The sequence below is a fragment of the Pararhizobium capsulatum DSM 1112 genome (assembly GCF_030814475.1).
GTDB lineage: Bacteria > Pseudomonadota > Alphaproteobacteria > Rhizobiales > Rhizobiaceae > Pararhizobium > Pararhizobium capsulatum.
The window spans coordinates 62,057-88,646 of sequence record NZ_JAUSVF010000005.1; the positions used below are offsets into that span (position 1 = coordinate 62,057).

Sequence of the window (26,590 nt, forward strand, 5' to 3'; positions counted from 1 at the left end):
ATGCTCCCCACGTCTTGCAGCCCTCATGGCTGCACCGATGCTCGAAATGCATTGGAGCCGTTAGTGCCATGCTCGTTGGTTCAACCGGCATCTTGAGATGGCGGACATACTCGCTCTTGTCCTTCATCACGACGAACAGGTCGTCCTCAGGGCTGTGGAACTGGCTTTGGATGCGGGGGTGGCGACCAAGACGCATGTGCTGAACCTGCTGCATCGGCTGATCGACGGCAAGACAATCGATGGTCCCGACATCGATAGGCCACAGGCGCTGACCTTGCTGCGTGAACCCAAGGCCAACGTCGAACGCTATGATGGTGGCCTACGCGCCCGGATCGCAGGAGGTCGCCATGCGTCATGATCCTGCCAGTGCCGCCGTCGTCATCATGCTGCGTAGCCTGAAGATGTATGGCATGGCCCAAGCCGTCACAGACCTGATCGAGCAAGGGGCTCCTGCCTTTGATGCGGCCGTGCCCATCCTGTCACAGTTGCTGAAGGCCGAGATGGCCGAGCGCGAGGTCCGCTCCATCGCCTATCACATGAAGGCCGCTCGCTTTCCTGCGTACAAAGACATCTCCGGCTTCGACTTCGCTGACAGCGAAATCACCGAGGCTACCGTGCGCCAACTGCACCGATGCGAGTTTATGGATGGGGCGCAGAACGTTGTCCTAATCGGTGGCCCTGGCACTGGAAAAACGCATGTCGCGACCGCTCTTGGAATCCAAGCCATCGAGCATCACCGCCGAAAGGTCCGCTTCTTCTCGACCATCGAACTGTTCAATGCGCTCGAGCAGGAGAAGGCCAAAGGCAAGGCGGGCCAGATCGCGGAGACCTTGGTCCGCCTCGATCTGCTCATCCTGGACGGGTTGGGATACCTGCCGTTCAGCGCCTCAGGCGGCGCACTACTCTTCCACCTTCTGAGCAAGCTCTACGAGCGCACCAGCGTCATCATCACAACCAATCTCAGCTTCAGCGAGTGGGCAACCGTCTTCGGCGACGCCAAGATGACGACCGCTCTGCTCGATCGTCTGACCCATCGTTGCCACATCCTGGAAACCGGGAACGACAGCTTCCGCTTCACTCCTGTCGCGCGACGATAGGATAGACGGATATCTCCTTGATTGCCGCAGCGCACGCTACATAGAGCGTCACTGCTGTCACTATCTGACAGCAAGGCTAACTGATATAATCGGAACATGTCACGTTCTGAACGCCTTTTCGATCTTCTGCAGGTCTTGCGCCAGCACCGTCGCCCCGTCAGCGGGATGGTCTTGGCTGAGCAAACCGGTGTCAGCATCCGCACACTTTATCGCGACATTGCCAGCCTTCAATCGATGGGGGCGATGGTGGATGGGGAGCCAGGAATTGGATATGTCCTGAAGCCCGGTTTCATGCTTCCCCCGTTGATGTTTACGCCAGAGGAAATCGAAGCGATTGTGCTTGGATCACGATGGGTCGCTGAACGGACGGATAGCGGCCTGGGCAATGCAGCCCGTAGCGCGTTGACCCGCATAGCGTCGGTTTTACCATCCGATCTCCGAGATGACCTTGAGGCATCTACTTTGGTAATAGGCCCCAGCACAGCAATTCCTACCGATACCGTCGATGTGGGCTTGTTGCGCAAGGCCATTCGGGCTGAACGAAAGCTGACGCTCATCTATCGCGATGCGACCGGCACAGCATCCGAACGGATTATCTGGCCATTTGCTCTTTCCTTCTTTGACGCCGTACGGATGCTGCTGGGCTGGTGCGAAATGCGCCAGGGTTTCCGGCATTTTCGCACAGATCGGATTGTTTCGGCTCAAATGAGCGAGACGCGCTATCCTGAGCGTCGACAGGCCCTTTTCAGAAAATGGCGCGAAGCCGAGGGCATTACCAAAAGATTCGATTGATCATGGTAATACTGCCATAAACTGACAGTATGGTTTGCTAAAACCGCTTTAGTCCAATTCCGGACCGGAGCTTAAAGATGACCAATTCCAATAGCCTTCTCCTCTATGTCGCTGATGTCCCCAATAGCGTTCAGTTTTATTCTAATCTGCTGGGCCGCGCGCCAGTGGAAGCGAGCCCGACTTTCGCGCTTTTCATTTTACCTTCGGGTCTGGCGATAGGGTTGTGGGGGAAAGCTGGTGTTGTGCCGGCACCAACTGCAGCTGCCGGCGGCAGCGAACTTGGGTTCAAGATCGATGATGTGACCGAAGTCGACCGCATCCATGCCGACTGGCAATCCAAGGGTGCAACAATTGCCCTGCAGCCAACGGACCTCGACTTCGGGCGCAGCTTCGTTGCACTGGATCCCGATGGTCACCGTCTGCGCGTTTATGCGGTGGTGGAAGAATAATGACTGCTAGCACCCGTTACTGGATCGCCGTTGCGTCGGCTGAGCATGTTGCGCTCGGTCGCACCCTCGGGTTCATGCAAGTCTGCCACGGAAAGGTCGCGCCTCTGCGCCGCCTTTTACCGGGAGACCGTGTGATCTATTATTCGCCCACAGCCAGTTTCGCAGGCAAGGATCGCCTGCAGGCATTTACTGCAGTAGGTACTGTGCATGAAGGACAGCCTTATCAGGTCGAAATGACTGCTACGTTCAATCCGTGGCGGCGAAACGTCGATTGGATTGAATCTCGCGAAGTGCTGATCAGGCCGTTGCTCGATCGGTTGTCCTTTACCCAAGGCGGTGGAAGCTGGGGTTATAAGTTCAGATTCGGGTTGTTTGAGATCGTAGAAAGGGACGCCAATATAATTACAAGCGCCATGAGCCTGAACTACAAGCCGTCAGCGGGTTTCACGGGAGAGTAATTTTTCTCCATCCCGTCTGATCTGCCCGTCAGGTGTGACGTAGCGGTATAATGTCTGCCTTATGATGCTGAGTTCGGCGCAGAGATCGGACACTTTGGTTTCCGGTTTGCCCATCGCGGCCTGGGCCAGGCGAAGCTTTGCAGGGGGCATCTTGAACGGAGCGCCACCATTTCGGCCACGGGCACGGGCAGCTGCCAGGCCTGCTTTTGTCCGCTCGATAATCAATGCCAGCTCGAATTCCGCCAGCGCGGCGAAGACGCCAAACACCAATCGCCCGTTTGCTGTCGAGGTATCGATCGACGCGCCTTCGCCCGCTAGCACCTTCAGGCCAATGTTCCGCTTTGTCAGCTCATCGACCAGATTGACCAGATGACGAGGGTCACGGCCGAGGCGGTCGAGTTTCCAGACGTGTCGCCCTTGCGCAACGCTTTTATACAGGCCGCCAGACCGGGGCGTTCGTCCTTCTTCCCCGATGAAGCATCCTCATAGATTTTGTCGCTCTCGACCCAGCCCGCGCCAGCGCATAGCGCTGAAGGTCGTGCACCTGGCTCCCGTCAGCTTTCGAAACGAGCGGATATACGATCAAAGCCGTCATTTAAACGTCCGTCTGCGTGACAATCGCCGAAATTTTCAGTGAGGATGGCGCGTCCGCTGACAAACTCGTTATCTAAACCACAGTTAGGACGAAACGGCAGAAGGATCTGGATCAAATGCATCGGATGGCTCACGCATCCGGCTTCGGTATGTGCCGCCCCGAGCTATCGGCGGAGTGATGCCGTCTGCCGTTAAGATCGCTGTCATCTTCCGCGGGATCAGGGTCGTGGTCGTACGCCAACGTTTGGTTTGTGACGATCTCTCCAAGAGCTTTCAATGTGGACTGGGTCGCCCAACCTGCTTGCGTCGCCTGGTCGACGAGAGCGAGGACAGCCAGTTGCAAGGCCTGCTGGCATTGGAAATCATATTCGGACTCGACGGGCGAACATGTGGGTGCTGCAATAATCATGATGGCCTCCTACACCGCAGAACCGGATGGGTGCAGGAATGTTCCGCGCAGAGGTCTAGCGAAGGTCGGTCCGGTCGTACCGCGATAACAAAAGCAACGCTATGTAAAAGTTTATTGCGCGATGTCATAGGATGATGGATTCTTGGCCGAACCCTGCTGCCAAGGAAACGAAAATGACGACCGAGACCAAGCGCAGGCCCAGAGGCGCGTCACCGCGAGGTGAGTTCGAGCAATCTAAGACCATAGCCCATGAAATCATTGACGAACGGCGTGAGGCCGACCGTCGAAAGTCCGAACGGCTGAAGTCCGCGCGGTTGGCGACGCTTAAGCCGGAATCCTCTCACGAAGCATCATAGAAGGAAGATCCCGGCCATTGTGGTGCACCGACGGTGGGTGGCGCTTGCAAGCGCAAAAAAGCAAGCAAACTTATCGCCGCTTATCAAATATACATGAAGCCGTGGGCGGTATACACGGCACGCATGTCCCTTCGGCATGATTGCGACTGCGCCTTTCGAACCGGACATTGACGGGTCGTCGGAAGTCCAAACCTTGGACTGAGCGAACGCCCCGAACGACCTCATACAAGAGCGTGGCATCACCCAGCTAGGCTGCCGATGCAATCGTACCCAGCCGTTTCCAACCTGCACGGCTCACCGATTGGACAGCGGTTTCCACGGCGTGGGGCGTTGGTTCTGCCCCGAAACAACGAGCCCAACCCAAGTGAAAAATGTCATGTTTTTGCACTTTATTTAATCGATAGCCTCGTTAGAATGCACTTCAGAGTGGGAGGAACTCATGTCCGAACCGATTAACGCGGAACTGGAGACCACGTCTGCGGATAAGCGAAAGCGCGCCGAGCAACTAACTTTCCTCGCACTCGCGTTTGGTATCTGGCCAATCATCGCTGTGGGCGTCGTGGGGGCCTACGGGTTTGCCGTCTGGATGTGGCAGATCGTCTTCGGCCCTCCCGGCCCGTTGGGGCACTAGCGCATGCGCGAGGATGCTCCCACAAGGCGTTCGTTCCTCCTTGGCAAGACGTCTGAATATTCGCCCTCCATCCGCCCTCCCGGAACCACCCCAGCCACATTCCGGTCCTGCACCGGGTGCGGTCTCTGCGTCGAGCGCTGTCCTACCGGAGTGATTAAACTAGCGGATGCGCGACCCTTGCTCGATTTCGCCACGGCCGAATGCACCTTCTGCGGCGAATGCAGGCTGGCCTGCCCGGAACCCGTCTTCCTGCCTGAGGGCGCTCTCCGCTTCGATCATTTCGCATCGATAACCGATGTCTGTCTCGCGAAACGCGACGTCGCCTGCCAGTCGTGCGGCGAGAGCTGTTCCGAGAACGCGATCCGGTTCAAGCCGCGCCTCGGCGGACCCTTCCTGCCTGACCTCGACGAACATGCCTGCATCGGTTGCGGTGCCTGCGTGGGAGTTTGTCCTGTCAGCGCGATAACGGTGAAATCTCGACAATTGGAGGCTGCCGATGCCTGAACTGCAGTCCACCAACTTCCACATATCGAGCGCGGTCGTCGCCACCATGCCCGCGGCCACCGACAAAGTCCTGGCGGAACTTGAACGGATGGAAAACGTCGAAGTCCACGGCTGCGAGCGCGGAAAGATCGTCCTGGTCATCGAGGGGACCAGTACCGGAATGATGGGCGATTGCCTGTCGAGGATATCCCTTCTTAACGGTGTCATCGCGGCAAACATGGTTTTCGAACATGTCGAAACGGAGAGCGCAGACAGATGACCGAAGCACTGACGCGACGCCAGGTTTTGAAAGCACATGCCGCTGGCATCGCCGCGGCTACGGCTGGCATTTCACTTCCCGCCGCAGCCCAGCCAGTTCCCGGCGGGGTAGGGGCGCTGGAGATCAAATGGTCTAAGGCTCCCTGTCGCTTCTGTGGAACCGGGTGCGGGGTGATGGTCGGCGTGAAGGAAGGGCAGGTGGTCGCCACGCACGGCGACATGCAGGCGGAGGTCAACCGCGGCCTCAACTGCATCAAGGGCTACTTCCTTTCCAAGATCATGTACGGCGAGGACCGGTTGAAGACACCGCTGCTTCGCAAACGCAACGGCGTCTACGCCAAGGATGGCGAATTCGAACCCGTCGGCTGGGACGAAGCCTTCGACGCGATGGCGCAGCAGTGCAAGAAAGTGCTGAAGGAGAAAGGGCCAACAGCCGTCGGCATGTTCGGCTCCGGCCAGTGGACGATCTTCGAGGGCTATGCAGCAACCAAGCTGATGCGGGCCGGATTCCGATCGAACAATCTCGATCCAAACGCCCGCCACTGCATGGCGTCGGCTGCCGTCGCTTTCATGCGGACCTTCGGCATGGACGAGCCGATGGGCTGCTACGACGATTTCGAGAACGCGGATGCCTTCGTGCTCTGGGGATCGAACATGGCCGAGATGCACCCGATCCTTTGGACGCGGGTTGCCGATCGCCGACTTGGCCACGACCATGTTCGCGTCGCGGTCCTGTCAACCTTTACTCACCGTAGTATGGACCTGGCCGACGTTCCGATCATCTTCAAGCCGGGAACCGATCTTGCAATCCTCAACTACATCGCCAACCACATCATCCAGACCGATCGCGTCAATACGGCGTTCGTAGAGAAGCACACCAAGTTTGCCCGTGGCGTGACCGACATTGGATACGGACTGCGGCCTGACGATCCGAAAGAAGTGAACGCCGCCAATTCGGCCGATCCGGGTAAGACAGAGCCGATGGATTTCGCGGCTTTCAAGGAGTTTGTCGCTGAATACACACTGGAGAAGACGGCCGAGTTGACGGGGGTCGAGCCGGAGTTTCTGGAACAACTGGCAGAGCTCTACGCCGACCCGAAGACCAAGGTAATGTCGCTCTGGACAATGGGGTTCAACCAGCATGTCCGCGGCGTCTGGGCAAACCAGATGGTCTACAACATTCACTTGCTGACGGGGAAGATATCCGAACCCGGCAACAGTCCTTTCTCGCTGACGGGCCAGCCCTCGGCCTGCGGCACGGCGCGGGAGGTCGGAACGTTCGCCCACCGTCTGCCGGCAGACATGGTTGTAACCAATCCCGAGCATCGCAAGCATGCGGAGGAAATCTGGCGCATTCCCCACGGCATCATTCCCGAGAAGCCGGGATACCATGCCGTTCAGCAGGACCGGATGCTGAAGGACGGCAAGCTCAATTTCTATTGGGTACAGTGTAACAACAACGTCCAGGCAGCACCCAACACCAGCAACGAGACCTATCAGGGCTATCGTAATCCTGAGAACTTCATCGTCGTCTCCGACGCCTATCCGACAATCACCGCGATGAGTGCTGATCTCATTCTGCCAGCCGCCATGTGGGTGGAAAAAGAAGGCGCTTACGGCAACGCAGAACGCAGGACCCACGTCTGGCATCAGCTCGTCCAAGCGTCTGGTGATGCACGTTCTGATCTCTGGCAGATGATGGAGTTCTCGAAGCGCTTCACCACGGAAGACGTCTGGCCGGCGGAGATGCTCGAGGCTAACCCCACCTATCGAGGCAAGAACCTCTTCGACGTGCTGTTCCGCAACGGCGAGGTCGATCGGTACCCGCTCAGCGAGATCAACGGCGAGTACGACAACAACGAGTCGAAGGACTTCGGCTTCTACGTCCAGAAAGGCCTGTTCGAGGAGTACGCATCGTTCGGGCGGGGCCACGGCCACGATCTTGCGCCCTATGACGCCTACCACGAAGTGCGTGGGCTGCGCTGGCCGGTCGTGGATGGGCAGGAAACGAAGTGGCGGTATCGGGAGGGGTACGATCCCTACGTGAAGCCGGGAGAGGGCGTGAAGTTCTACGGGCAAAAGGATGGCAAGGCGGTTATTCTGGCCGTGCCCTACGAGCCACCGGCAGAATCGCCCGATGAGGAGTTCGATTTCTGGCTCGTGACGGGGCGTGTTCTCGAACACTGGCATTCCGGCTCGATGACCATGCGGGTGCCCGAACTTTACAGGGCGTTTCCCGGTGCACGCTGTTTCATGAACGCCGACGACGCCCGAAAACGGGGACTAAATCAAGGAGCGGAAGTCCGCATCATTTCGCGCCGGGGCGAAATCCGCACCCGGATCGATACCCGTGGCCGCAACCGAATGCCCACGGGCGTCATCTTCATTCCATGGTTCGACGCAAGCCAACTGATCAACAAGGTAACACTCGACGCCACCGATCCCATCTCCAAACAGACGGATTTCAAAAAATGCGCGGTCAAGATTCTACCGGTCGTCGTCTGATGCGCCCCGAATGGACTGCACTCGCTGGCGGACTTCTCGTCTTCATCGCGACCGCGGCGATAGCCCAGGTGGCGACGCAGAACGTCCCGCAGCTTCAGGGCCAGACCCATGCCATGGAATCGGGAGCAGCCGCGGTCCTTCCGAAATGGGTGATCGACGACAAACGGAAGATGCGCGCCTATCCGGACCAGCCTCCGATTATCCCCCATTCGATCGAGGGCTACGAACTGTCGGTCAACGCCAACCGTTGCCTCACCTGTCACAAGCGCGAATTCACACAGGACTCGGGCGCGCCGATGATCAGCGTGACGCATTACATGACGCGCGAGGGACAGATGATCGCGGACGTTTCCCCGCGGCGGTACTTCTGTACGGCGTGCCACGTCCCCCAGGCGGACGTCCAGCCGCTGGTACCCAGCACCTTCAAAGACATGAGCGAACTTGGGTTCAAGCCAGCGGGAAGCGAGTGAGACCATGATCGCCTGGATCCGGAAAGTCGTGCTGTGGGCATGGGGTATCATGATCACGCCTGCCGTGACACTTGGGCTTGGGTTCCTGACGCTCGGCGGCTTCATCGGCGGCGTCATGTTCTGGGGCGCTTTCAACACGGCCCTCGAAGTGACCAATACGGAGAAGTTCTGCACCGGATGCCACGAGATGAAAGCGAACGTCTACGAGGAGCTGACGCGCACCATCCATTTCTCGAACCGTTCGGGGGTGCGCGCAAGTTGTCCCGATTGTCATGTGCCGCACCAGTGGACGGACAAGATCGCCCGCAAGATGCAGGCGTCCAAGGAAGTGTGGGGCAAGCTGTTCGGGACGATCAATACGCGGTCGAAATTTCTCGAGCACCGTCTTGAGCTGGCTCAGCACGAATGGGCGCGCATGAAGGCCAACGACAGTCTGGAATGCCGCAACTGCCACTCTTCGGTCGCGATGGATTTGCAGAAGCAGACCCAGAGGGCGGCTGAAATCCACACGCGATATCTCCTTTCGGGAAAAGCCACCTGCATCGATTGCCACAAGGGCATAGCCCACGAGCTGCCGAACATGGAAGGCATCGATCCTGGCTGGAAAATGCCGAAAGAACTCGAGGGAAAAAAGATGGCCGACGGGACTCCGGATGGTAGCACTCCGGTCGAGGATCTTCGACGCGCTTTGGCCGAAGCTCATGCCGCGGCTTTCTGACATTTAGTTAGGCCATTTCCAGTCGGACATTGTGCCGACGTCGCTCATAGTTCCGCTAGCGGGCCAGTTCGGCTGGCTCGGATAGGCGACATCGCCAGCCGCCTGGCCCCCTTCAAGCCCCTAAAGTTCATGCAGGGCTTCAGCCACGGCGGGAAATGACGTGGTGATGGGTTCACTATCCGCCTGTCACACTCATGTGCCGGGCCACGGCTGGCCTGCCCGTCCGGTCGATGACGAAGTCATGGCCCTTGGGTTTTCGGAAAATCGCTTCGTCGATCGCCGCTGAAAGAATTCCATCGTCAGGGCTGGCGCGCAGGGCGGCTCTGAGATCCGCCGCGTCGTTCTGTCCGAGGCACATGTAGAGGGTTCCGGTGCATGTCAGGCGAACGCGGTTGCAGCTCTCACAGAAATTGTGCGTCATCGGGGTTATGAAGCCAAGGCGGCCGCCCGTCTCCTCGACACGGACGTAGCGGGCAGGGCCTCCTGTGCGATGTCCGATATCGGTCAGCGTGAAATCTTTTTCGACATCCGCGCGAAGCCTGGACAAAGGCAGATACCGGTTCGTGCGGTCCTCATCGATTTCCCCCATGGGCATCGTTTCGATCAGAGTAAGATCCATTCCGCGGCTATGAGCAAAGCGCAGCAGGTCGGGGATTTCGACGTCGTTGAAGTCCTTCAGAGCGACCGCGTTCAGCTTGACGTGGATGCCCGCTCTCAAGGCGCAATCGATCCCCTCCATCACCTTCCCAAGATCGCCCCAGCGGGTGATCTTGGTGAACTTGTCCGGATCGAGCGTGTCGAGCGAAACGTTGATCCGACGCACGCCGCAGTCATATAGCTCATCGGCATGGCGGGCGAGTTGCGAGCCGTTTGTTGTTATTGTGAGTTCGTCCAGCCCGGAACCGATCCTCTTGCCGAGTTGCCGTACCAGAACCATGACATTCTTGCGGACGAGGGGTTCGCCGCCCGTGAGCCTGATCTTGCGCACACCCTTATCGATGAAGACGGAGCACACACGCTCGAGCTCCTCCAGGGTCAGAAGGTCCTTCCTCGGCAAGAACTGCATGTTCTCAGCCATGCAGTAGGTGCAGCGGAAATCGCATCTGTCCGTGACGGAAACCCTCAGGTAGCTCACAGCCCTCCCGAAGGGATCGATCATCGGTGCGGCCTGCGAGGCGACGTTGTCGATGACTTGCTGGTATGGAGGGAAGGCGGCGTTCATGTAAGTCTCACCCGATGCACGGACCACAGAGGCTCAATATGCACGAAACCGATTGTGAGTGCTTCTATATTTCTGGTACGTTCGAGCTTGCGGCATGGCCAGAACGGATCAGTCCGGTCGGATACCGGTGTCGGCAGGACCGGTCCAATCACGGACCGGCCGACGCGAGCCATGGTCTTGAACCGATCGCGTTGGAAACTGCCATTCCCCTCTAATATGCAATCGCTCAGTGGAGCATCGCTCGCGACCGCTTACCGCTGACTCAGCGGGGGCACTCCTGCCAGAGCCAACCATTGACGCGAGGCAAGCCCATATGGATATATTCAGCCGCCGGTAGAAGTCGAACGCTCCGGCATTAGGGTCCTTGCGAAGATCAGCTGCAGGGGCCCTTTTTGATGTTCCGATTGCGCGCGATCATGCCTTGGTTACGATGGCCCCGGCGCGATTGAGCGTCAAACGGCATGACCTATACCGCTGACTTCATCACTGAGCTTTTCCGCCCGCCGCAAATGCGGTCGAGAAGCTCACCCATGTCCGAGAAGGGCGGTTACTCCTGCGGGCCAACTATGTTCCATAAATCGCCTTACGCCCCTTCCACCATAATAAAAAACGCAGTACGCAAAGACCCGACCAGATAGACCATTGATTTTCTGAAGAGACCAAGCAAGGTGGTCGTCGGTTCAAGCGCTTGGTGTCGACGGCTTGATTTGCCTACCTGCATGTCGGCTATCCCCGCAGCCGCAATTGTGTAGCCTGCTGCCGTCGACTAAGTCTGTTTGAAGCGGATCTCCTGAGCGCCCTCCCATAACACTTTCTTTCCGAGAGCCGGCAGAGACTCGAGACCCTCAATGATGGTCAGAAAGTGATTACCGGCCAGCTGGCCCATCTTGCTGGCGAAATTTACGCCGCCGTATGCGAGCAGGATTTCCGTCTCACTGAAACCGCCTGGATAGAGAATGAATTGGCCGGGCGCCGGGTAGCTCGTAGCGTTTTCGAAACCGAGTTCCAAATCGGTATCCCCGAGCGGGATCCAGCAGCCTTCGCCGCTCCAGCGCACATGAATGATGCGCTCACTATAGGGCAGCATATGGAGAAAGCGCGCACAGGTTTTCGGCGCAGCTTCGTTCTCAAGCTTTGCCTTGAAAGCAAAGCCTCCGGCCAGAATTTCAATCATGTATAGGATCCTTTGATCATCGCTTAGTCGTGCGGGCGTGATCGTTTCACGGTTGTTGAGGATGTCTGGATGGTGTTGAGCGCAGAGATCACCGCATCGCAGGTGGCGCTGTTATGCTGCTCCAACCGCTCAGCGAAGTCGGCAGGATCGCCCCGGCGCAAAGCTTCCATGAAATCGATATGTTCCTTTAACGACTGGTCCCAGCGCTCATGTCCGTAATTGGCCATGGTGCGGGCGCGGTAGACTTTTTTCGAAAGGGCCTCGTAAGTATCTTGCAGCGATCGATTGCCGGTAAACTCGGCCATGCGCCGGTGGATGTTCTGGTTGATCTTGAAATAGCTGACGCGATCTTCCGTCGCATGTCGGTGCGCCAGTTCGAGATGCATGGCGTCAAGTTCCTGGTGCTCGCTCGCCACGATACGTTCGACCAGAAGCCGGCCGATCAGGCGCTCAATGCCGCCCAGCAGCTCGAATACTTCCGCCACCTCCTTGACATTAACTTCGGAGACCCGAGCGCCGTGGTTAGCCCGCCAGACCAGCCAGCCGTCGGCGGCTAGAACCTTCAGCGCCTCACGCAGCGGTGTTCGGGACACCCCGAAATGTTCGCATAGCTGGATTTCAGGCATCCGACTTCCAGGCGGTAATTCACCCTCCTGGATCATTTCGGTTAGACGCGCGACGAGATCCTCGTGCAGGGTCGCGCGCTTAGTTGACAGGGGCTTCCAGGGAGCCGTCGCCTTCGTCTGGGTGTCATTCGGCATGTATCACCAGTTCCAATCGGGTCACGGGCAGAGCGATAGCACTCAAGACAGGATATCCGGAAATTCGGTAGCAGCGGTAAGCCGGCTGTAAAAATCCGTAAGATGAGGTCTCAATTGGTCGGTGAAGGTCACATCCTCGGGACTTGTGGGAAGCCTTGCAGTCTTTGCCGCCGTACCAGCTTGTCGACCTGCCGCATCAATGTCGGCACCGACGAGCACCCCGTCGCGGTAGAGAACCTGGCCGCCCACCATGGTCAGGCAGGCGTCGGCCCCCCGTGCTCGCGCCACCAGCGCGTCGACGATCGGCATGTCCTCATCGAGATAGGCGCCACGGGTCCTTCCCAGCGAAAATGCCGTCATATCAGCAAGCCAACCCTTTTCCAGTCGGCCGATGCGGCCGTCAAAGCCGGCGATCGCCGCGCCGGAGGTGGTCAGCATCTCAATCACCTGACGCGCGGTCGGCTTCGGCGGTGAACTCCAGTTGCGCCGACCGGTCAGCATGGATGCGACCCTGGCCTCGGAAAACAAATCCTCATCGTCCATGACACTGGAATTGTCGCTGCCGACGCCGACGCGCACGCCGCTAGCGATCAGCTTCGGCACCGGTGCGGTCGCATCGCAGAGCCGCAGATTGGAGCCAGGATTGGTGGCTACCATGGCATGACCTTCGGCCAGAACCGCAATGTCGTCGTCTGTCAGGAATACACCATGGGCGATGACGGTTTTCGGACCGATCGCACCAAGCGAAGCAAGATGCCGCATGGTACCCTCGGGATAAAGATGGAGGCAGGCAGCGTATTGCCCGGTCGTTTCCAGTGCGTGAATGTGCAGTCCGATGCCGCGGCGGGCCGCATCGGCGGCGACGGACGCAAAGAGCGGATCCGTGACCCATTGCGGACCCGAGGGGCCGTAGCAGAACGACAGCTTGTCATCATCGCCGAAGTCGGCAAGCAGCCTGTCCAGCAAGGCTGAGGTCGTGGCGAAGTCTTTCTCGTAAGGCGGACTGTTACGCTCCTCCAGGCGCGCGGCGAGATCAGCAGGAAGACTTTTGAGAAACGCCGCCTCCATCTCCTGGGGAAAGACGATATTGCCCTGATCGCAGACGCCGATGGCAATGCAAGCGCGTAGGCCGCCTGCTGCGTAGCCGGCGATGCTGCTGCGCAGCTCCGATTCATAATCGCCAGTTCCATAGGCGAGATCGGCGTGGACTGCGCAGGTCACGCCATTGCGCAGCATCTCCAGCGAGGCGAGCAGCCCGATCGCCTGAAGGTCTGGCGAGCCGCGTCCGCGGCGCTGCGCCATCCAAAGCTCCAGCCGCTGATCGGGATATCCGAGCTGGATCTGGCTGATGCCGCGTCCGTGCTGGTGGGCGTTGACCAATCCCGGCATCAAGATCGCGTCGGGCAGATCGATGATCTCTGCTTCGGGAAAGGCGGATGCCAGCTCTGCGAAGGGTCCGGTCTTCGCGATGCGGTTTCCTTCGACCACCACGCCGTGCTCTTTCTCGAGCTGAGCGTCATGGGAGGTGAGCAGATATTCGGGTTTTAGGAGGACGATGGCCATGGGATCAGTTTCCAATTTTGCTGTCGGCCGAGGAAAAGTCTTGGAAGAGACTGCCCCAGCCGTGGATGAGACCCGGCTCGACATTGGCCATTGATAGGGATTTCCAGACAACGGCGGCGATGCTGTCGTAGATCGGGATACCGGTTTCCCGCTCCAGCCTATCAACGATCGGGGCGGCCCGGAAATTCGTGCACATCACCATGATCGCATCCGGTTTCTTGGCTGCAACCTGGTAAATGAGGTCGGCGATCTGCTCTTCGCTCCACTGGGCAAAGCTGTAGTTGCCGGGATCGTTTAGATGGCGCTCGTTCGAGCAATCGATCCCCATTCCGGCATAGTTCTCGATGATCTTCTGCTGGACGTCGGCGGTATAGGGGGTCACCAGGCCGACCTTGCGGCGGCGGGTCCGGGACAGGATTTCGTTCATTGCCAGTACAGATGTTGTCGCTCGGATTCCCGTGCGCTCCAAAATCTCGGAACACAGCGCCTCGTCATAGGCCTGCCCGAGCCAACTGCCGGAAGTCCCGCTCCAGCCGATCACGTTGACCTTCGCGTCGGCCAGCAACTCGGCAGCTTGGACAATGTTTTCCGTCTCGAACTGCCCAAGATCGCCCGGATCCATCGAAATCCGCGTTACCCTGAAACGCTGGAAGTGGCTGCTCACCCGAGGGGCGCCGGCCGTCATCGCTACGGTCAACGGTTCCAGCACGGTATTCGAGGACGGAGTCAGCATACCCAGTCGGATTCTCGCCTCCAGTGGCTTTTCGGACGGGATATGATGAATGGAGTCATTGAGCATAAGGTGTCTTCCCTGGCATATTTTTGTCTGATGGCGTGCAGTCGAAACGCACCGGAAAGGTCTCCGAAGCGGTTGGATAGCAGAGGCAGCGGGCGTGGATGCGGCGGTATGGGGCCAGAAGCGGGCCGACGCTTGCCTCGACGGCCTCAAGAGTTGGCCCCAGCTCGCCATGGATCGCCTGCGCCTCTCGCAGGATCGCCGCCTCGTCGATAAGGGTTAGCTGGCCGTCGCACAGGATGACCTTTCCGTCGACGATCGATAGCCGCAGGCCTGCGCCGGTTTCCCCATAGACCAGTTGGCGCAGCGGATCGTTTAGCGGCACGAAAGCGATCTGGTCGAGACTGTATCCGCACAGGTCGGCCTTCATTCCTATCTTGATCTCCCCGATCTGATTTTCCAGCCCAAGCGCAATGGCCCCGCCTTTGGTGGCCGCATGAAAAGCCTCCGGCGCGCCGATCCAGCGTTCGTGATCATTGCCGCGCAGCTTCTGGAGATAGGCGGTATTGGAGACGGCGCGCAGCATGTCCGCAGTCTCGACCAGCCCGCACCCATCGGTGCCGAGGCTGACATTGATTCCGGCGTCGAGCATTTCACGCATCGGCATCAGGCCGGAGCCGAGTTTCATGTTGACGGTCGGATTGTGCTGCACTGACGCTCCGGACGCGGCGATCAGTGCGATGTCGTCCGGCGTCAGCCAGACAGCGTGGATCAGCGCGGTCTTTGCCTTGAGGAAACCGAGCCGCGCCAGATGTGCGAACATGCTGGATCCATACATCAACTGGCCGGTGACCGCCTGCAGGCGCGTTTCCTGGACATGGATCATCACCGGCAGCTCGAATTCGTCGGCAAGCGCCCGCGTCGCCATCAGGAAATCGTCGCTACAGCGCTGCGGCGCCGAAGGAGCAACGATATAGCCGACCCTGTGTTCGGCCGGATGGCGGGAACGGGCCATTTCGCGCGCGAGCGTCAGCACCTCGGCTGCAGGCGTCGGGTGGACGGCATCCAATTGTGCCAGCAGGTCGGCAGGAAATTCCTCTTCCACGAAGGGCATCGCCCGGAAGAACGGCCTGTCGAACAGCGTGAAGCCGAGCAGGGCGCGGATGCCACAATCCTCATAGGCCTGTAACGCCGCCTCGACATGGCTGCGATCGAGCATCGGGCTGACATTCATATCATCGACAAGTGTGGTGGCACCGGTGCGGATCGCCTGAATGGCACTGATCATCGTGCGAACATAGACCTGCCTTGCCGTCATCGGCACCGGCGTCAGCGGCCGGACGAAATTCATCACCAGTTCCAGTGGTTGGCCTTCGAAGCGACCTTTCAAGAAATTCTCGTGAGAATGATGGTGGCCGTCGATGAAGCCCGGCGATATCAACAGCCGGCTGGCATCGATGACGATGCCCTCCGGCGGCCGCGCGCCCGCCTGCTGCAGGTCGGCGATCCTGTCGGCGGCGATGAAGATATCCATCGTCCGGCCGGCCGTGTCGCCGACCAGCGTCGCCGACGTCAGCGTGATCCTGTCCTGCATCACGCCACCTCCATGATGCAGTCGACCTCAACGGAGGCGTTGAAGGACAGCCCGCCGATGCCGATGGCGAGGCGCGTATGGGTTCCAGCTTCACCCAGTGCCGCTATCAGCACGTCCGAACATCCGTTGAGCACCAAATGCTGTTCGGTAAATCCGGGCCCTGAATTGATATAGCCGGTCAGTCGGACGAGTTGGCGGATGCGGTTGAGATCGCCGAGCGCGGTATAAGCGCGATTCAGCAGGCCGGTCGCGCAGGACCGTGCGGCATCATATCCCTGCTCGACGCCAATCTGGCTGCCCAACTGTCCGGTGATCCCGCAGATCGCCCCATCATATTCCATCGCCGAGAGCTGGCCGGAAAAATATAGCAAATTGCCCGTCCGTATGACCGGCTTGTAGCGGCTGATCGGTTCGCGATAGCCATCCAGCACGATGCCCATCGCTGCCAGTCTCTCGGTAATCGTCTTGGACATGCTGATCACTCGCATCCATCAGGTGTGGGAAAAGAAACGGAGGAACTGCTTTGTTTCCGGTTGTTGCGGATTACGGAATAGTTCGTCTGGCGTTCCCGCCTCGCAAACGCGGCCATCGGCCATGAAGATGACTTGCGATCCAACGTCCGCAGCAAACCTCAGCTCATGGGTGACCACCACCATGGTCATGCCGGAACGGGCCAGATCGAGCATCACGTCCAGCACCTCGTGAACCAGCTCCGGATCCAGCGCCGAGGTCGGTTCGTCGAACAGGATTACTTTCGGCTCCATGGCCAGCGACCGGGCGATCGCCACCCGTTGCTGCTGGCCGCCGGAGAGTTGTGACGGTCGCTTGTGCATGTGCTCGGAAAGATGGACACGCTCCAGCGCTGCCGCAGCCGTTTCGCGGGCAGCCACCTTTGTCATCCCGCGCACCCGCTGCGGCCCGATGGCAACATTGTCCAGCGCGGTCAGATGCGGGAAAAGGTTGAACCGCTGGAACACGAAACCGATATGCGTTCGCTGCGCTGCAATCGCTGCCTCAGTATCGGAAGCCCATTTGCCGCCGTCGCCAATAAAGCTGCCGCCCAGAGTTACCTCTTCGAGATAAACGACGCCGGAGGTCGGGGTTTCCAGATGGTTGAGGCAGCGCAGAAGCGTCGTTTTGCCGGAGCCGGAAGCGCCGAGTAAAACCACGGTGGACTGCCGCGGCACTAAAAGATCCACGCCTTTCAGCACGTCGTGCTTGCCGAAAGATTTCCGCAGGTTTTCTGTCCTAAGCATGGGAACTGTCGAGGTCATCTAGTCACCACTTCGGCAGGGTTTTTTCGAGATAGCGAGACATGACGGTCAACACCTTAACGATCACGTAATAGTAAATCGCCAGCAGGCCGTAGATCTCCAGCGGGGCGAAATACATGGACACGAGGGATTGGCCGGAACGAGTAAGCTCGAACACCGATATGGCTGAAAGCAGCGATGTGTTCTTGGTGAGATTCACCACCTCGTTCGTCGCCGGCGGTACTATCTGGCGAAGCGTTTGCGGCAGCAGGATCCAGATCAGCGTTTGGCGCTCGCGCATGCCGATCGAGCGGGCCGCCTCCGATTGGCCCTTTTCGATGGAGCCAACTGCACCGCGGACGGTCTCGGAAATAAAGGCGGCACCGTTGAGCGACAGGGCGGCAACCCCGGCCCAGAATTCATTAAGTTCCAGGCCGAAGCCGGGCAGGACAAAATAGACGAAGAAGATCTGCACCAGCAATGGCGTACCGCGGATCACGTCAACATAGGCGTTGACCGGCAGGCGGATCAGCCGCGACTCCGACAGCGACATTAGTCCAAGCGCAATCCCCAGCGCGATCTCCGCGATGCCAGCCAAGATTGCGATCTCGATGGTCACGACCGAGGCCTTAGCCAGAAGCGGCATGGCCATCCAGACAATATTCCAGTCAATCATATGAATAACCTGCCGAGAGAGCATCCGGCGGCACTGTTGCCGCCGGACCGTAGATCATTCCAGAACTGGAATTTCGGCGGGCATATCGAAGGCGACGCCAAACCACTTCTTTTGCAGCTCGGCGAGCTTGCCGCTTTTGGAGGCCGCCAGCAGCTGTTCATCGATATACTTGCGCAACTCTTCGTCGTCCTTGCGAATACCAATGCCTGCAAGGCTGCTGCCGGCGACCTTCTGCACCAGCGCATATTTTCCAGGAGCATTTTTGATAACGAGGCCGAGATTGGTCATGTTGCTGATCACCCCGTCGACCGTGCCCTGATTGAGGGCGAGGATCGACATCGGTTCGGAATCGAACACCTTGACCTCGCCGAATCCTTTGCCCTTGGCCTTTTCTACCTGCGCGTTGAATTTCGGCATCGAAGCCTCTTCCGGTGTCCCTGCCTTAATGGCGATCGGCTTCCCGGACATGTCGTCGAACGACTTGATTTTCCCATCGTCCTCGGCGCGCACCAGCATGGCAAGCGAAGAGTCGGCGTAGGGAATGGAGAAGTTGACCTTTGCCATCCGCTCCTTGGTGTAGGACAGCGAGCTCATGATGATGTCGAACTTGCCAGCTAGCAGCGCCGGAACAATGCCCGACCACTGGGTATCGACGAAATCCGGCTTAACGCCGAGATCCTTGAACATCAGCTCCGCCAGATCGACGTCGTAGCCGACGATGACGCCGTTCTCCCGGTAGCTGAAAGGTGCAAAGACGCCTTCGACGCCAATCTTGATTGCCCCGTCCGATTTGATTGAAGCAAGCGTACGCTCGGCCGCCACGGCTGCAGATCCCAAACCTGCCATTATGGTGATGCCGACAGCGGTAGCGGTAAAAAGCATTCTGCGCGTGAATTTCTGCATGACGTTCCCCTTTAATTATTGCCGGGACGAGCATCCCGGAGGCGCAACAATCATGTAATACATTATACAATGCAAGTAAACTGATAAAAAATAAGCATTAAAGTGATAAAAAATAGGCAGTATGAAGCATTTTTGTGCACACAATGTATAAAAGTTCATACTATCGCAAACAAAATCAGCAACAATAGAATTGCATAAATATTTTATATGTATATAATCATAATTGTTACTGACAGGAAATAATATGTTATAGATATATTGTCGCCGAGATTCATTACGTGGTTTTGAGTTTTAATGATGGGGCGCCGACCGTACTGGCGAGCTCGTCTTGCCACTCCACCGCGATACCGGTCATCCACACTTAGCCGCGCGCTTCAGATTCTCGACAAAGGGTAGGGTGGCTAGAACGCAGCCCCCTTCGCGAACTTAGTATGTACCGGTTGTCGAGGCGTCTTTCACGATCGGCTCATCGACAAGTGCGTAGGCGAGCCGCGAACCTGTCAGCCGACAACTTTAAAAGTCGACAGGCCGTCAACTAGCCAGGAATGCGCGTGTGCCGCTTGGAGGGAATGGATACCATAGTTGGATTCCGAGATTTCAATGCCGAACCAGTGATGCAAAGGCGATTGAAAATTGAATTCGAGACACACGAACTTAATGTCGTTTGTTTGCAGTGACGGATACCCGTCCAACTGCGCGCTCAATTGATCGTAGGTCGGAATCTCGTTTGTCGAACTGTTCCAGACCTCGACCACGTCACCTCGTTTCCACCAGTCGGTAATGCCGATTTCGATGTTGTCGAGGGTTCGGCATAAAGCACTTTTCCCGATATGATCCTCAAGGGGCATTGCGTCTTCGAGGCGCGAGAGAAACTCTGGAAGGTCTCTCCAATCGTCGGCCCCGGCGCAGGCCAAAGCCCGACTGACGAATTCGAGTGTTCCACGATCATGCTCCAGACCGCGCCGTCGCTGACCGAAGAAGAAGTTTCTGCCGTCCGAGAGCTTGAAGCAGAATTCTACAGCTACGTCGGCCTCCCGTCCGGCCAGCGTCTTTTGTATGGCATCCGACGAGGGTAGCTCATCCGGAGCGAAGCGCCACGCTTCCATCCAATTCGCATCGAAGGCGATTTGGACACGAAACGGCGGTCGAGTGACTGCATCGCAAAGCCTTTCAGGTAGGGAATATCCGAGCTTCATATTTAGACATCTTTTTCTGAGGAGGGAGTTTCGGTTCGTCGCGGGCAATAATGATGAGGTGGGACCTCTGCAGAAGTAGCACCATATGGTGCGGGGCCAGAGGAGCCGATCGCCGACAATATGACAGGAGGCCAGCTCCTAAAACAGCATACCATTCACCCGATGGTGCGGGGGATGGAAACAGTCCCACTCACATCGCCCATCCAGTACATTCCTCGTTACGTACAGCATAGATGTATTTGATCCTGGGTTCGACAGCATGATACCCATATCGATGTCAGTTTCATGAGGTCACACCTAGAGTTCGACACCTTCGCATTGTATCGAACGCGGCGAAAACTGAGATTAAACCTGCTACACCTCCAACGAAGGATTAAGCTCATGGAACCCAGTTTTCGCTCGCATGTAAAGCAGCTGTTCGGCGCGGCGGCCATCATCGTGCTGGCCACGGTATTGCCTGCCTCTGTCGCCTGGTCTGAGGACGCCAAAGAACTACTGTTCGCGACCGATCCCACCTATCCGCCATTTGAATTCACCAAAAACGGGGTATTGACGGGCTTTGATATCGACCTGGTCGAGGCGATAGCCAAGGCTGAGGGTTTCAAGGTTAAGTTCGAGAACGTCCCGTTCGACGGGATTATCCCCGCACTCAAGGCAGGAACTTATGACGCAGCGGTCGCGGCAATGGTTGCGACGGAAGAGCGTGCGAAGTCCATCGACTTTTCCGACCCCTACTTCAAAACGGGTCTGGTGATTATCGTCGGTTCCGCGGACAACACCATTCTTGGAGAGAAAGATCTCGCGGATAAGAGAATTGCCGTGGAAGTGGGTTCTGTAGGCGCAGCTAAAGCCGCAAAGGTACCTGGTGCCCAAGTCAGCACGTTCAACGGCTCACCGCCGACTTTCATCGAACTCTCCAACGGAAACGTAGACGCTGTTATTGCGGATGGCGCTTCGTCGAACTACGCAGTGGCAACGGGCGCGGTGAAGGGGGTAAAGATACTACCTGATCCACTTTCGACCGATGACTATGCGATCGGGTTTCCGAAAGACTCGGAGAACGCTGATCTTGTCAATGACGGCTTGAAGAAAGTCATGGCTAACGGCGAGTACACCCGGATCTACAAGCAGTGGTTTGGCGTAGAGCCTCCAAAAAACTAAGATCGCTTCAACAATGTTCTCGTTCGGCTCAATTCACGAAATTGCCGGACGAGAACACCCGTCGTCGCGGACGATATCGAAAAGATTGATCTTCATGTCGCATTTCCAAACCATGTTCAACAGCTTCCCGATCCTTCTTTCAGCTGCGGGAATAACTGTGCTTCTGGCATTTCTCGCGTATTGTGCGAGCCTGATCCTTGGAACGATTGTCGCCATAGCTCGGCTAAGCGAGATCAAAACGGTGAGGTTCCTGACAATACTCTACGTGGATTTTTTCAGAGGGACGCCGCTGATCGTTCAATTGTTTATGATTTACTTCGGTATTCCATCGTTCATCCAGGAATTCGGCCTGTCTTTCCGCTTTGACAGGTTCTACGCCGCAATCCTCGCTCTCAGCCTTTATGGCTCTGCATATGTGGCCGAAGTCTTGAGGACGGGCATTCTGTCACTCGGACTTGGTCAATGGGACGCGGCACGCGCATTAGGTTTGCGGACCTCGTTGGTTTGGCTCCTGGTTGTTCTGCCACAAACGTTTCGCCGTTCCATACCCTCTCTGGGCAATGAAGCAATTGGCATGCTCAAGAATACCAGTCTCGTGTCGATCATCGGCTATGAAGAATTGTTCCGTCGGGGTCAACTGATCGTCGCCGAAAGTTATCAGCCCTTCGAGATCTACACGGTGGTGGCTCTGATCTACCTGAGCCTCACGATACTGACGTCGATATTGAACCGAGCTCTGGAAAGCAGATTCAAAACCATATGAGATCCAGGCGGAATTCCCTCCGTGGCAGGCTGCTGGTTCACTTTCGGTAGTTCCCCGATACTCATTTCGAGATCTTCAACCTTCTTAGAGAGCCAGCCGCACGCTGCTTCAAAAGTCGAAAAATAGGAAACAGCAATGGCTGACGCCCAATTGAAAAAATTACAGGTTTCCACCACCGACGTTGCCGTCGAAATCGTAGGCGTCAATAAATGGTACGGCGACTTTCATGTTCTGCGGGACATCAATCTCAGAGTCATGCAGGGTGAGCGCATCGTGGTTGCCGGCCCGTCCGGCTCCGGCAAATCGACGATGATTCGCTGCATCAACCGTCTGGAGGAACATCAGAAGGGCAACATCATCGTCGACGGCATCGAGCTCACCAACGATCTGAAGAAGATCGACGAGGTGCGCCGCGAGGTCGGCATGGTATTTCAGCACTTCAATCTATTCCCGCACCTGACGATCCTGGAAAACTGTACGCTGGCGCCGATCTGGGTTCGCAAGATGCCGAAGAAGCAGGCAGAAGAAGTCGCCATGCACTTTCTGAAGCGCGTCAAGATTCCCGAGCAGGCCAACAAATATCCGGGGCAGCTCTCCGGCGGCCAACAGCAGCGCGTGGCGATCGCCCGCTCGCTGTGCATGAACCCGCGCGTCATGCTGTTCGACGAGCCGACCTCGGCGCTCGACCCGGAAATGATCAAGGAAGTGCTCGACACGATGGTCGGCCTCGCCGAAGAAGGCATGACGATGATCTGCGTCACCCATGAAATGGGCTTTGCCCGCCAGGTCGCCAACCGGGTGATTTTCATGGACCAGGGCCAGATCGTCGAACAGAACGAACCGGCCGCCTTCTTCGACAATCCGCAACATGAGCGCACGAAGCTGTTCCTGAGCCAGATCCTGCACTGATCATTCTTGGCGAAGCGGCTCTTCGAGGCTGCCGCGGGCGGTCATCTCGTCACCTGTCTGTTCGACAAAAGGCTTAACCAGCGTAATCCAGCATTCTTCAGCCGGAACAAGGGTGGCGGACACCCCGCGGTATCGTCAGATAATCTCCTTCTGAGAGGTCTACTGGCCCCGTTTCAAACTTGTTGCGCAGTGCCCCTTTGACGACAAAAAAGTTCGCCTTCCACAGCGGGCACATGCCAGAGAAGGTCGTCCTTGAGGTTGCGGCTGATTAGCCTTCATCGTCCCAACCCGCGCAGCGACGCATTCCTACGACCTGTAGAATTCGCGGGCGTAAGGCAGGAGCGCGTTGCCCAGCCACTTTCCGGACTGTTCGGCCTCCGTCAGAGGGCGACGCATGTGCTCAGACAGGTTTTCGAGCAGAGCGCGATGATCGACCCTTGTAAACTGACCGTCCCTGTAAACGATCTCGCCGTCGACCATAACGCCGTGAATATCCTGGGGCGTCGCACGGTGCATCACCGCATCAAGTACCGACGTGTTTCCGTCAAGGTAGGGATACGAAATCTTGTCTAGGTCAAACATCACCAGGTCGGCACGACATCCAACTCTCAAGGAGCCGATCTTCTCGCCAAAAGGAGTTGTTCGAGCGCCCCCTAAAGTCGCCATAGTAAGTACTTCGTTCGTCGACGGAACGTCCGCGAGGTCCATTCCGGGTTGTCTGTGCGCGTTCAGCACGAGACGCATTTCCTGCAGCATGTCTCGATTGTCGTTGATACCTGCTTCGTCCATACCCAGGGCGACGTTTATCCCCCTTGAACGAAACTGATTTACAGGCGCTACACCGCTTCTCAATCGAAAATTGGAGCTGCAGTTGTGGCAGATGTGCGTGCCTGTGTCGGCAACCATATCAAGGTCGCTTTCAGTCGCCCACACGCCATGTCCGATCGTGACACGCGGGCCGACTATTCCCAAAGACGCGATATGTTCGAATGCTGATCGACCTGCGCGCTTGAACCCGTAGGCCTTCTGGTACTGCGTTTCCAGCAAATGGATGTGGATCGGCGCGTCATGCCTTTCGGAAACATCTGCAAATTTTCTAAGGGTTTTATCCGAGCACCAATGCAGGTTCGCAGGAGCGAGCTGGATCCCCACCAGGCTGTCATCGGCGTAGTCAACGCGAAGCCTCTGGAACAGTGCGATGTATTCATCGACAGAGCCTTCGAACCTGGAGAGATGCCAGTTCGCCTTCGACCTCAGCTCCTCGGGTAGAGAGGCGACAAAGGCGGCATCGTCTCCGTAGACAAGGCGGTTCTGGTCGCGCACCGAGAAGCTTAGTGACACGCGCATGCCAATATCTTGATACGCCCGAATGATCTCACGCGCCGAAGCCTCCGATTGCTGGATTGAACCAATCGTGCCAGCACGAATATGCTGAACTGCGGTGACCCCAGAGGCCAGCATTTCGAAGGCTGAATAAACCGTGTCTAAATAGGGATCGACGTATCGCGCGCGCAGGCGATGGATCAGCCAGAGTTCCAAAGGAAGGTCCGGCGATCCGAGTTGCGTGGGCGTCAAACCCACATGGTGGTGTCCGTTCACGAAGCCCGGCAACACGACGCTACGTTCGGATCCGAAGAGGGGCGCATCGGGGTGCGCCTCTCTGATTGCATCGTACGTTCCAATTTCCTCGACAATACCGCCTCGTTGATAGATCGCCCCGCTCTCAAGCGGACGCCAACGACCGTCCAGCCCTGGAGCGCTATAGAGGTGCGACGCGCGAACAATCGAAGCTTGGCTCATGTCGATTCCCCGAAACTGAATGCCGTGTTAAATTTCAGGGAAGAAATCGTGTCCGACAGCGTCTATCAGGACGCCCTCACGGACGAGCTTCAATGCGGCAGCGATATCAGGGCCCTGGCGTCGGTCCTCGTCCAGGTGGGCGACCACGGAGCGGAGACTGGCTCGCGCCCGCTCAAGCGGCTTCGACGAATCCAGCGGCTTATGGAAGTCGCATGCCTGTCCAGCAGTCATGAGTTCAATCGCCACAATGGTCTGTGTGTTCTGAGCCATTGCGAGCAAGCGTCGCGCGCCATGCGTTGCCATGGAGACGTGATCTTCTTGGTTGGCCGACGTGGGGATGGTGTCAATAACCGCAGGTGTCGCTTTCTGCTTGTTTTCGGATGTCAGGGCGGCGGCTGTGATCTGTCCCATCATCAATCCGGAGTTCAGACCCGCGTCTTCCGTCAGGAATGGAGGAAGGCCGGACAGGGAGGTATCCAGCAACAGACTGCTTCTGCGTTCCGACATGGAGCCGATTTCCACGGCCACAAGCGCAAGGTGGTCGGCTGCGAAGGCGACGGGTTCTGCATGGAAATTGCCGCCCGAGAGAACGTCCCCGTTATCGAATATAAGGGGATTGTCCGAGACGCTTTGCGCCTCGATCGCAAGAATGCCAGCTGCGTGTCGCATGGCGTCTAGGCATGCCCCCATCACCTGCGGCATGCACCGTAGGCAGTAGGGATCCTGTACCTTGCTACAGTTGCGATGGCTCTCGCGAATTTCAGAGCCGTCAATGAGCGAACGGTAGGTTTTCGCGACGTCTACCTGTCCAGGGTGGGGCCGGAGTGCATGAATGCGCGCGTCGAACGGAACGTCGGTCCCTTTTGCACCGTCAAGCGACAAAGCGCCCGTAACGAGGGCAGAGTGAAACGCGCGCTCGATCTCGAACAGTCCGGCGAGCGCCAGGCCCGTGGAGACCTGAGTGCCATTAAGAAGCGCCAAGCCTTCCTTTGGGGAAAGTGCCAAGGGCTCGACGTTGTTCGCGATCAGCACATCCATAGCTGGCGATGCCTTGCCATCGACCAGGAATTCGCCTTCACCCATCATTGCGGCAACGAAATGCGCCAGCGGAGCCAGGTCGCCCGAAGCGCCGACCGATCCCTGTGCCGGAACCGCAGGGGTGAGGCCAAGAGCAATGATCTTTTCGATCATCAGCAAGGTCGCAAGCTGTGCGCCTGACGCGCCCTGTGAGAGGCTGGCGATCTTGAGTGCGCCGATGAGGCGTACGATCTGCGGCGCGAGGTAGTCGCCAACGCCGACTGAGTGTGACAGGACAAGGTTTCGCTGAAGCTGTGCGAGGTTGTCGTCGGAAATTCGAACCGACGCAAGTTTCCCGAAGCCCGTGTTGATACCGTAGACTGGCGCGCCGGACTTGATGATCGCCTCGACTGCCGCCGCGCCGGCGGAGATCTGCGGGTAGGCCCCTTTGTCGAGTTCGAACGACTGGCCCCAGTAAATGCCGCGCCAATCCGCTAAAACGTTTTTACCCGGTGATATCGTGACGGTCATTTGCTCCCAATCTCTATTCTGCGCTCGAATTTTAACGCATCGTAGCGCGTCTCGCCCGAAATTTGCGTAGTCGTGTCTCCACGGATAGTT

General features: G+C 57.7%; 26 protein-coding genes and 3 pseudogenes. 14 read left to right on the forward strand and 15 right to left on the reverse strand.

Translation table 11 applies throughout. From position 1 onward, the window contains the following. Nucleotides 1–94 precede the first annotated feature (94 nt). From QO002_RS29450 to QO002_RS29470, 5 genes and pseudogenes are all read left to right on the forward strand, one after another. Nucleotides 95–358: pseudogene (locus QO002_RS29450) on the forward strand (IS21 family transposase); the annotation flags it as partial. After that, nucleotides 348–1,097, forward strand: a complete 750-nt coding sequence (gene istB / locus QO002_RS29455; protein WP_307236835.1) for an IS21-like element helper ATPase IstB — start codon at nt 348–350, stop codon at nt 1,095–1,097. The pseudogene QO002_RS29450 and the gene istB, both read left to right, overlap by 11 nt. Nucleotides 1,098–1,193: 96 nt before the next feature. After that, a complete protein-coding gene (locus tag QO002_RS29460; RefSeq protein ID WP_307236838.1) occupies nt 1,194–1,889 on the forward strand; it encodes a helix-turn-helix transcriptional regulator in 696 nt (231 codons plus the stop codon). Between the two features lie 77 nt (nt 1,890–1,966). After that, nucleotides 1,967–2,338, forward strand: coding sequence for a VOC family protein (locus QO002_RS29465; RefSeq protein WP_307236841.1), 372 nt, complete (start codon nt 1,967–1,969; stop codon nt 2,336–2,338). After that, complete coding sequence (locus QO002_RS29470) at nt 2,338–2,796, forward strand: EVE domain-containing protein (protein ID WP_307236845.1); 459 nt, start codon at nt 2,338–2,340, stop codon at nt 2,794–2,796. The genes QO002_RS29465 and QO002_RS29470 overlap by 1 nt, the downstream gene beginning before the upstream one ends. On the opposite strand, the pseudogene QO002_RS29475 reads toward QO002_RS29470, so the two are convergent. Both QO002_RS29475 and QO002_RS29480 read right to left on the reverse strand, forming a co-directional pair. Then, nucleotides 2,773–3,391, reverse strand: a pseudogene (locus QO002_RS29475) (recombinase family protein). The gene QO002_RS29470 and the pseudogene QO002_RS29475 overlap by 24 nt on opposite strands. Nucleotides 3,392–3,520: 129 nt before the next feature. Next, on the reverse strand, nt 3,521–3,799 hold the full coding sequence (locus tag QO002_RS29480; RefSeq protein ID WP_307236848.1) for a hypothetical protein: 279 nt from the start codon (nt 3,797–3,799) through the stop codon (nt 3,521–3,523). A gap of 795 nt (nt 3,800–4,594) precedes the next feature. Between QO002_RS29480 and napE the strand changes: the two genes are divergently transcribed. The 6 genes and pseudogenes from napE (at nt 4,595) to QO002_RS29510 (ending at nt 9,241) form a co-directional block, all read left to right on the forward strand. Continuing rightward, on the forward strand, nt 4,595–4,786 hold the full coding sequence (gene napE, locus QO002_RS29485) for a periplasmic nitrate reductase, NapE protein (RefSeq protein WP_307236850.1): 192 nt from the start codon (nt 4,595–4,597) through the stop codon (nt 4,784–4,786). A gap of 3 nt (nt 4,787–4,789) precedes the next feature. After that, nucleotides 4,790–5,290, forward strand: a complete 501-nt coding sequence (gene napF, locus QO002_RS29490) for a ferredoxin-type protein NapF (RefSeq protein WP_307236853.1) — start codon at nt 4,790–4,792, stop codon at nt 5,288–5,290. Then, nucleotides 5,283–5,568, forward strand: a pseudogene (locus QO002_RS29495) (chaperone NapD); the annotation flags it as partial. The gene napF and the pseudogene QO002_RS29495, both read left to right, overlap by 8 nt. Continuing rightward, a complete protein-coding gene (gene napA, locus QO002_RS29500) occupies nt 5,546–8,053 on the forward strand; it encodes a periplasmic nitrate reductase subunit alpha (RefSeq protein WP_307236859.1) in 2,508 nt (835 codons plus the stop codon). The pseudogene QO002_RS29495 and the gene napA, both read left to right, overlap by 23 nt. Further along, entirely contained in the window at nt 8,020–8,523 is a 504-nt protein-coding gene (locus tag QO002_RS29505; RefSeq protein WP_307236862.1) for a nitrate reductase cytochrome c-type subunit, read from the forward strand. Before napA ends, QO002_RS29505 begins: the two co-directional genes overlap by 34 nt. Before the next feature lie 4 nt (nt 8,524–8,527). Next, nucleotides 8,528–9,241, forward strand: a complete 714-nt coding sequence (locus QO002_RS29510; RefSeq protein ID WP_370878628.1) for a NapC/NirT family cytochrome c — start codon at nt 8,528–8,530, stop codon at nt 9,239–9,241. Between the two features lie 175 nt (nt 9,242–9,416). Here the strand turns inward: QO002_RS29510 and moaA are convergent, their stop codons facing one another. The 11 genes from moaA to QO002_RS29565 form a co-directional block, all read right to left on the reverse strand. Then, nucleotides 9,417–10,463: a GTP 3',8-cyclase MoaA gene (gene moaA / locus QO002_RS29515; protein ID WP_307236864.1), complete on the reverse strand. Its 1,047-nt coding sequence runs from the start codon at nt 10,461–10,463 to the stop codon at nt 9,417–9,419. A 766-nt stretch (nt 10,464–11,229) separates the two neighbouring features. Next, a complete protein-coding gene (locus QO002_RS29520) occupies nt 11,230–11,637 on the reverse strand; it encodes a DUF3830 family protein (RefSeq protein ID WP_307236867.1) in 408 nt (135 codons plus the stop codon). 23 nt (nt 11,638–11,660) lie between these two features. Next, nucleotides 11,661–12,398 carry a GntR family transcriptional regulator gene (locus QO002_RS29525; RefSeq protein ID WP_307236869.1) on the reverse strand — a complete coding sequence of 246 codons (738 nt, stop codon included), beginning with the start codon at nt 12,396–12,398 and terminating at the stop codon, nt 11,661–11,663. A gap of 42 nt (nt 12,399–12,440) precedes the next feature. After that, on the reverse strand, nt 12,441–13,961 hold the full coding sequence (locus QO002_RS29530) for an amidohydrolase family protein (protein ID WP_307236872.1): 1,521 nt from the start codon (nt 13,959–13,961) through the stop codon (nt 12,441–12,443). A 4-nt stretch (nt 13,962–13,965) separates the two neighbouring features. Continuing rightward, entirely contained in the window at nt 13,966–14,718 is a 753-nt protein-coding gene (locus tag QO002_RS29535) for a maleate cis-trans isomerase family protein (RefSeq protein ID WP_503128906.1), read from the reverse strand. 31 nt (nt 14,719–14,749) lie between these two features. Further along, the gene (locus QO002_RS29540; protein ID WP_307236878.1) at nt 14,750–16,291 is read right to left on the reverse strand and encodes an amidohydrolase family protein; all 1,542 of its coding nucleotides are present in this window, start codon (nt 16,289–16,291) and stop codon (nt 14,750–14,752) included. Beyond that, entirely contained in the window at nt 16,291–16,764 is a 474-nt protein-coding gene (locus tag QO002_RS29545) for a RidA family protein (RefSeq protein ID WP_307236881.1), read from the reverse strand. Before QO002_RS29545 ends, QO002_RS29540 begins: the two co-directional genes overlap by 1 nt. Before the next feature lie 18 nt (nt 16,765–16,782). Then, on the reverse strand, nt 16,783–17,565 hold the full coding sequence (locus QO002_RS29550) for an amino acid ABC transporter ATP-binding protein (RefSeq protein WP_307236884.1): 783 nt from the start codon (nt 17,563–17,565) through the stop codon (nt 16,783–16,785). A 4-nt stretch (nt 17,566–17,569) separates the two neighbouring features. Further along, on the reverse strand, nt 17,570–18,220 hold the full coding sequence (locus QO002_RS29555; RefSeq protein WP_307236887.1) for an amino acid ABC transporter permease: 651 nt from the start codon (nt 18,218–18,220) through the stop codon (nt 17,570–17,572). 54 nt (nt 18,221–18,274) lie between these two features. Then, entirely contained in the window at nt 18,275–19,123 is an 849-nt protein-coding gene (locus QO002_RS29560; RefSeq protein WP_307236891.1) for a transporter substrate-binding domain-containing protein, read from the reverse strand. A 500-nt stretch (nt 19,124–19,623) separates the two neighbouring features. Then, on the reverse strand, nt 19,624–20,319 hold the full coding sequence (locus QO002_RS29565; RefSeq protein ID WP_307236894.1) for a hypothetical protein: 696 nt from the start codon (nt 20,317–20,319) through the stop codon (nt 19,624–19,626). A 381-nt stretch (nt 20,320–20,700) separates the two neighbouring features. On the opposite strand from QO002_RS29565, the gene QO002_RS29570 reads away from it, so the two are divergent. From QO002_RS29570 to QO002_RS29580, 3 genes are all read left to right on the forward strand, one after another. Next, entirely contained in the window at nt 20,701–21,480 is a 780-nt protein-coding gene (locus tag QO002_RS29570) for a basic amino acid ABC transporter substrate-binding protein (protein WP_307236897.1), read from the forward strand. Nucleotides 21,481–21,574: 94 nt separating this feature from the next. After that, nucleotides 21,575–22,243, forward strand: a complete 669-nt coding sequence (locus QO002_RS29575) for an amino acid ABC transporter permease (RefSeq protein WP_307236900.1) — start codon at nt 21,575–21,577, stop codon at nt 22,241–22,243. Nucleotides 22,244–22,378: 135 nt separating this feature from the next. Continuing rightward, nucleotides 22,379–23,152 carry an amino acid ABC transporter ATP-binding protein gene (locus QO002_RS29580; protein WP_307236904.1) on the forward strand — a complete coding sequence of 258 codons (774 nt, stop codon included), beginning with the start codon at nt 22,379–22,381 and terminating at the stop codon, nt 23,150–23,152. A gap of 306 nt (nt 23,153–23,458) precedes the next feature. Here QO002_RS29580 and QO002_RS29585 read toward each other — a convergent pair whose 3' ends face one another. Next, a complete protein-coding gene (locus QO002_RS29585) occupies nt 23,459–24,952 on the reverse strand; it encodes an amidohydrolase family protein (protein WP_307236909.1) in 1,494 nt (497 codons plus the stop codon). Nucleotides 24,953–24,979: 27 nt separating this feature from the next. Further along, the gene (gene hutH / locus QO002_RS29590; protein ID WP_307236912.1) at nt 24,980–26,500 is read right to left on the reverse strand and encodes a histidine ammonia-lyase; all 1,521 of its coding nucleotides are present in this window, start codon (nt 26,498–26,500) and stop codon (nt 24,980–24,982) included. Nucleotides 26,501–26,590: the final 90 nt, after the last annotated feature.

What these genes read in the sequence shown, in the direction of transcription:
- istB (WP_307236835.1), top strand. Translation starts at nt 348, where the DNA reads ATGCGTCATGATCCTGCCAGTGCCGCCGTCGTCATCATGCTGCGTAGC.
- QO002_RS29460 (WP_307236838.1), top strand. Translation starts at nt 1,194, where the DNA reads ATGTCACGTTCTGAACGCCTTTTCGATCTTCTGCAGGTCTTGCGCCAG.
- QO002_RS29465 (WP_307236841.1), top strand. Translation starts at nt 1,967, where the DNA reads ATGACCAATTCCAATAGCCTTCTCCTCTATGTCGCTGATGTCCCCAAT.
- QO002_RS29470 (WP_307236845.1), top strand. Translation starts at nt 2,338, where the DNA reads ATGACTGCTAGCACCCGTTACTGGATCGCCGTTGCGTCGGCTGAGCAT.
- QO002_RS29480 (WP_307236848.1), bottom strand. Translation starts at nt 3,799, where the DNA reads ATGATTATTGCAGCACCCACATGTTCGCCCGTCGAGTCCGAATATGAT.
- napE (WP_307236850.1), top strand. Translation starts at nt 4,595, where the DNA reads ATGTCCGAACCGATTAACGCGGAACTGGAGACCACGTCTGCGGATAAG.
- napF (WP_307236853.1), top strand. Translation starts at nt 4,790, where the DNA reads ATGCGCGAGGATGCTCCCACAAGGCGTTCGTTCCTCCTTGGCAAGACG.
- napA (WP_307236859.1), top strand. Translation starts at nt 5,546, where the DNA reads ATGACCGAAGCACTGACGCGACGCCAGGTTTTGAAAGCACATGCCGCT.
- QO002_RS29505 (WP_307236862.1), top strand. Translation starts at nt 8,020, where the DNA reads ATGCGCGGTCAAGATTCTACCGGTCGTCGTCTGATGCGCCCCGAATGG.
- QO002_RS29510 (WP_370878628.1), top strand. Translation starts at nt 8,528, where the DNA reads ATGATCGCCTGGATCCGGAAAGTCGTGCTGTGGGCATGGGGTATCATG.
- moaA (WP_307236864.1), bottom strand. Translation starts at nt 10,463, where the DNA reads ATGAACGCCGCCTTCCCTCCATACCAGCAAGTCATCGACAACGTCGCC.
- QO002_RS29520 (WP_307236867.1), bottom strand. Translation starts at nt 11,637, where the DNA reads ATGATTGAAATTCTGGCCGGAGGCTTTGCTTTCAAGGCAAAGCTTGAG.
- QO002_RS29525 (WP_307236869.1), bottom strand. Translation starts at nt 12,398, where the DNA reads ATGCCGAATGACACCCAGACGAAGGCGACGGCTCCCTGGAAGCCCCTG.
- QO002_RS29530 (WP_307236872.1), bottom strand. Translation starts at nt 13,961, where the DNA reads ATGGCCATCGTCCTCCTAAAACCCGAATATCTGCTCACCTCCCATGAC.
- QO002_RS29540 (WP_307236878.1), bottom strand. Translation starts at nt 16,291, where the DNA reads ATGCAGGACAGGATCACGCTGACGTCGGCGACGCTGGTCGGCGACACG.
- QO002_RS29545 (WP_307236881.1), bottom strand. Translation starts at nt 16,764, where the DNA reads ATGTCCAAGACGATTACCGAGAGACTGGCAGCGATGGGCATCGTGCTG.
- QO002_RS29550 (WP_307236884.1), bottom strand. Translation starts at nt 17,565, where the DNA reads ATGACCTCGACAGTTCCCATGCTTAGGACAGAAAACCTGCGGAAATCT.
- QO002_RS29555 (WP_307236887.1), bottom strand. Translation starts at nt 18,220, where the DNA reads ATGATTGACTGGAATATTGTCTGGATGGCCATGCCGCTTCTGGCTAAG.
- QO002_RS29560 (WP_307236891.1), bottom strand. Translation starts at nt 19,123, where the DNA reads ATGCAGAAATTCACGCGCAGAATGCTTTTTACCGCTACCGCTGTCGGC.
- QO002_RS29565 (WP_307236894.1), bottom strand. Translation starts at nt 20,319, where the DNA reads ATGAAGCTCGGATATTCCCTACCTGAAAGGCTTTGCGATGCAGTCACT.
- QO002_RS29570 (WP_307236897.1), top strand. Translation starts at nt 20,701, where the DNA reads ATGGAACCCAGTTTTCGCTCGCATGTAAAGCAGCTGTTCGGCGCGGCG.
- QO002_RS29575 (WP_307236900.1), top strand. Translation starts at nt 21,575, where the DNA reads ATGTCGCATTTCCAAACCATGTTCAACAGCTTCCCGATCCTTCTTTCA.
- QO002_RS29580 (WP_307236904.1), top strand. Translation starts at nt 22,379, where the DNA reads ATGGCTGACGCCCAATTGAAAAAATTACAGGTTTCCACCACCGACGTT.
- QO002_RS29585 (WP_307236909.1), bottom strand. Translation starts at nt 24,952, where the DNA reads ATGAGCCAAGCTTCGATTGTTCGCGCGTCGCACCTCTATAGCGCTCCA.
- hutH (WP_307236912.1), bottom strand. Translation starts at nt 26,500, where the DNA reads ATGACCGTCACGATATCACCGGGTAAAAACGTTTTAGCGGATTGGCGC.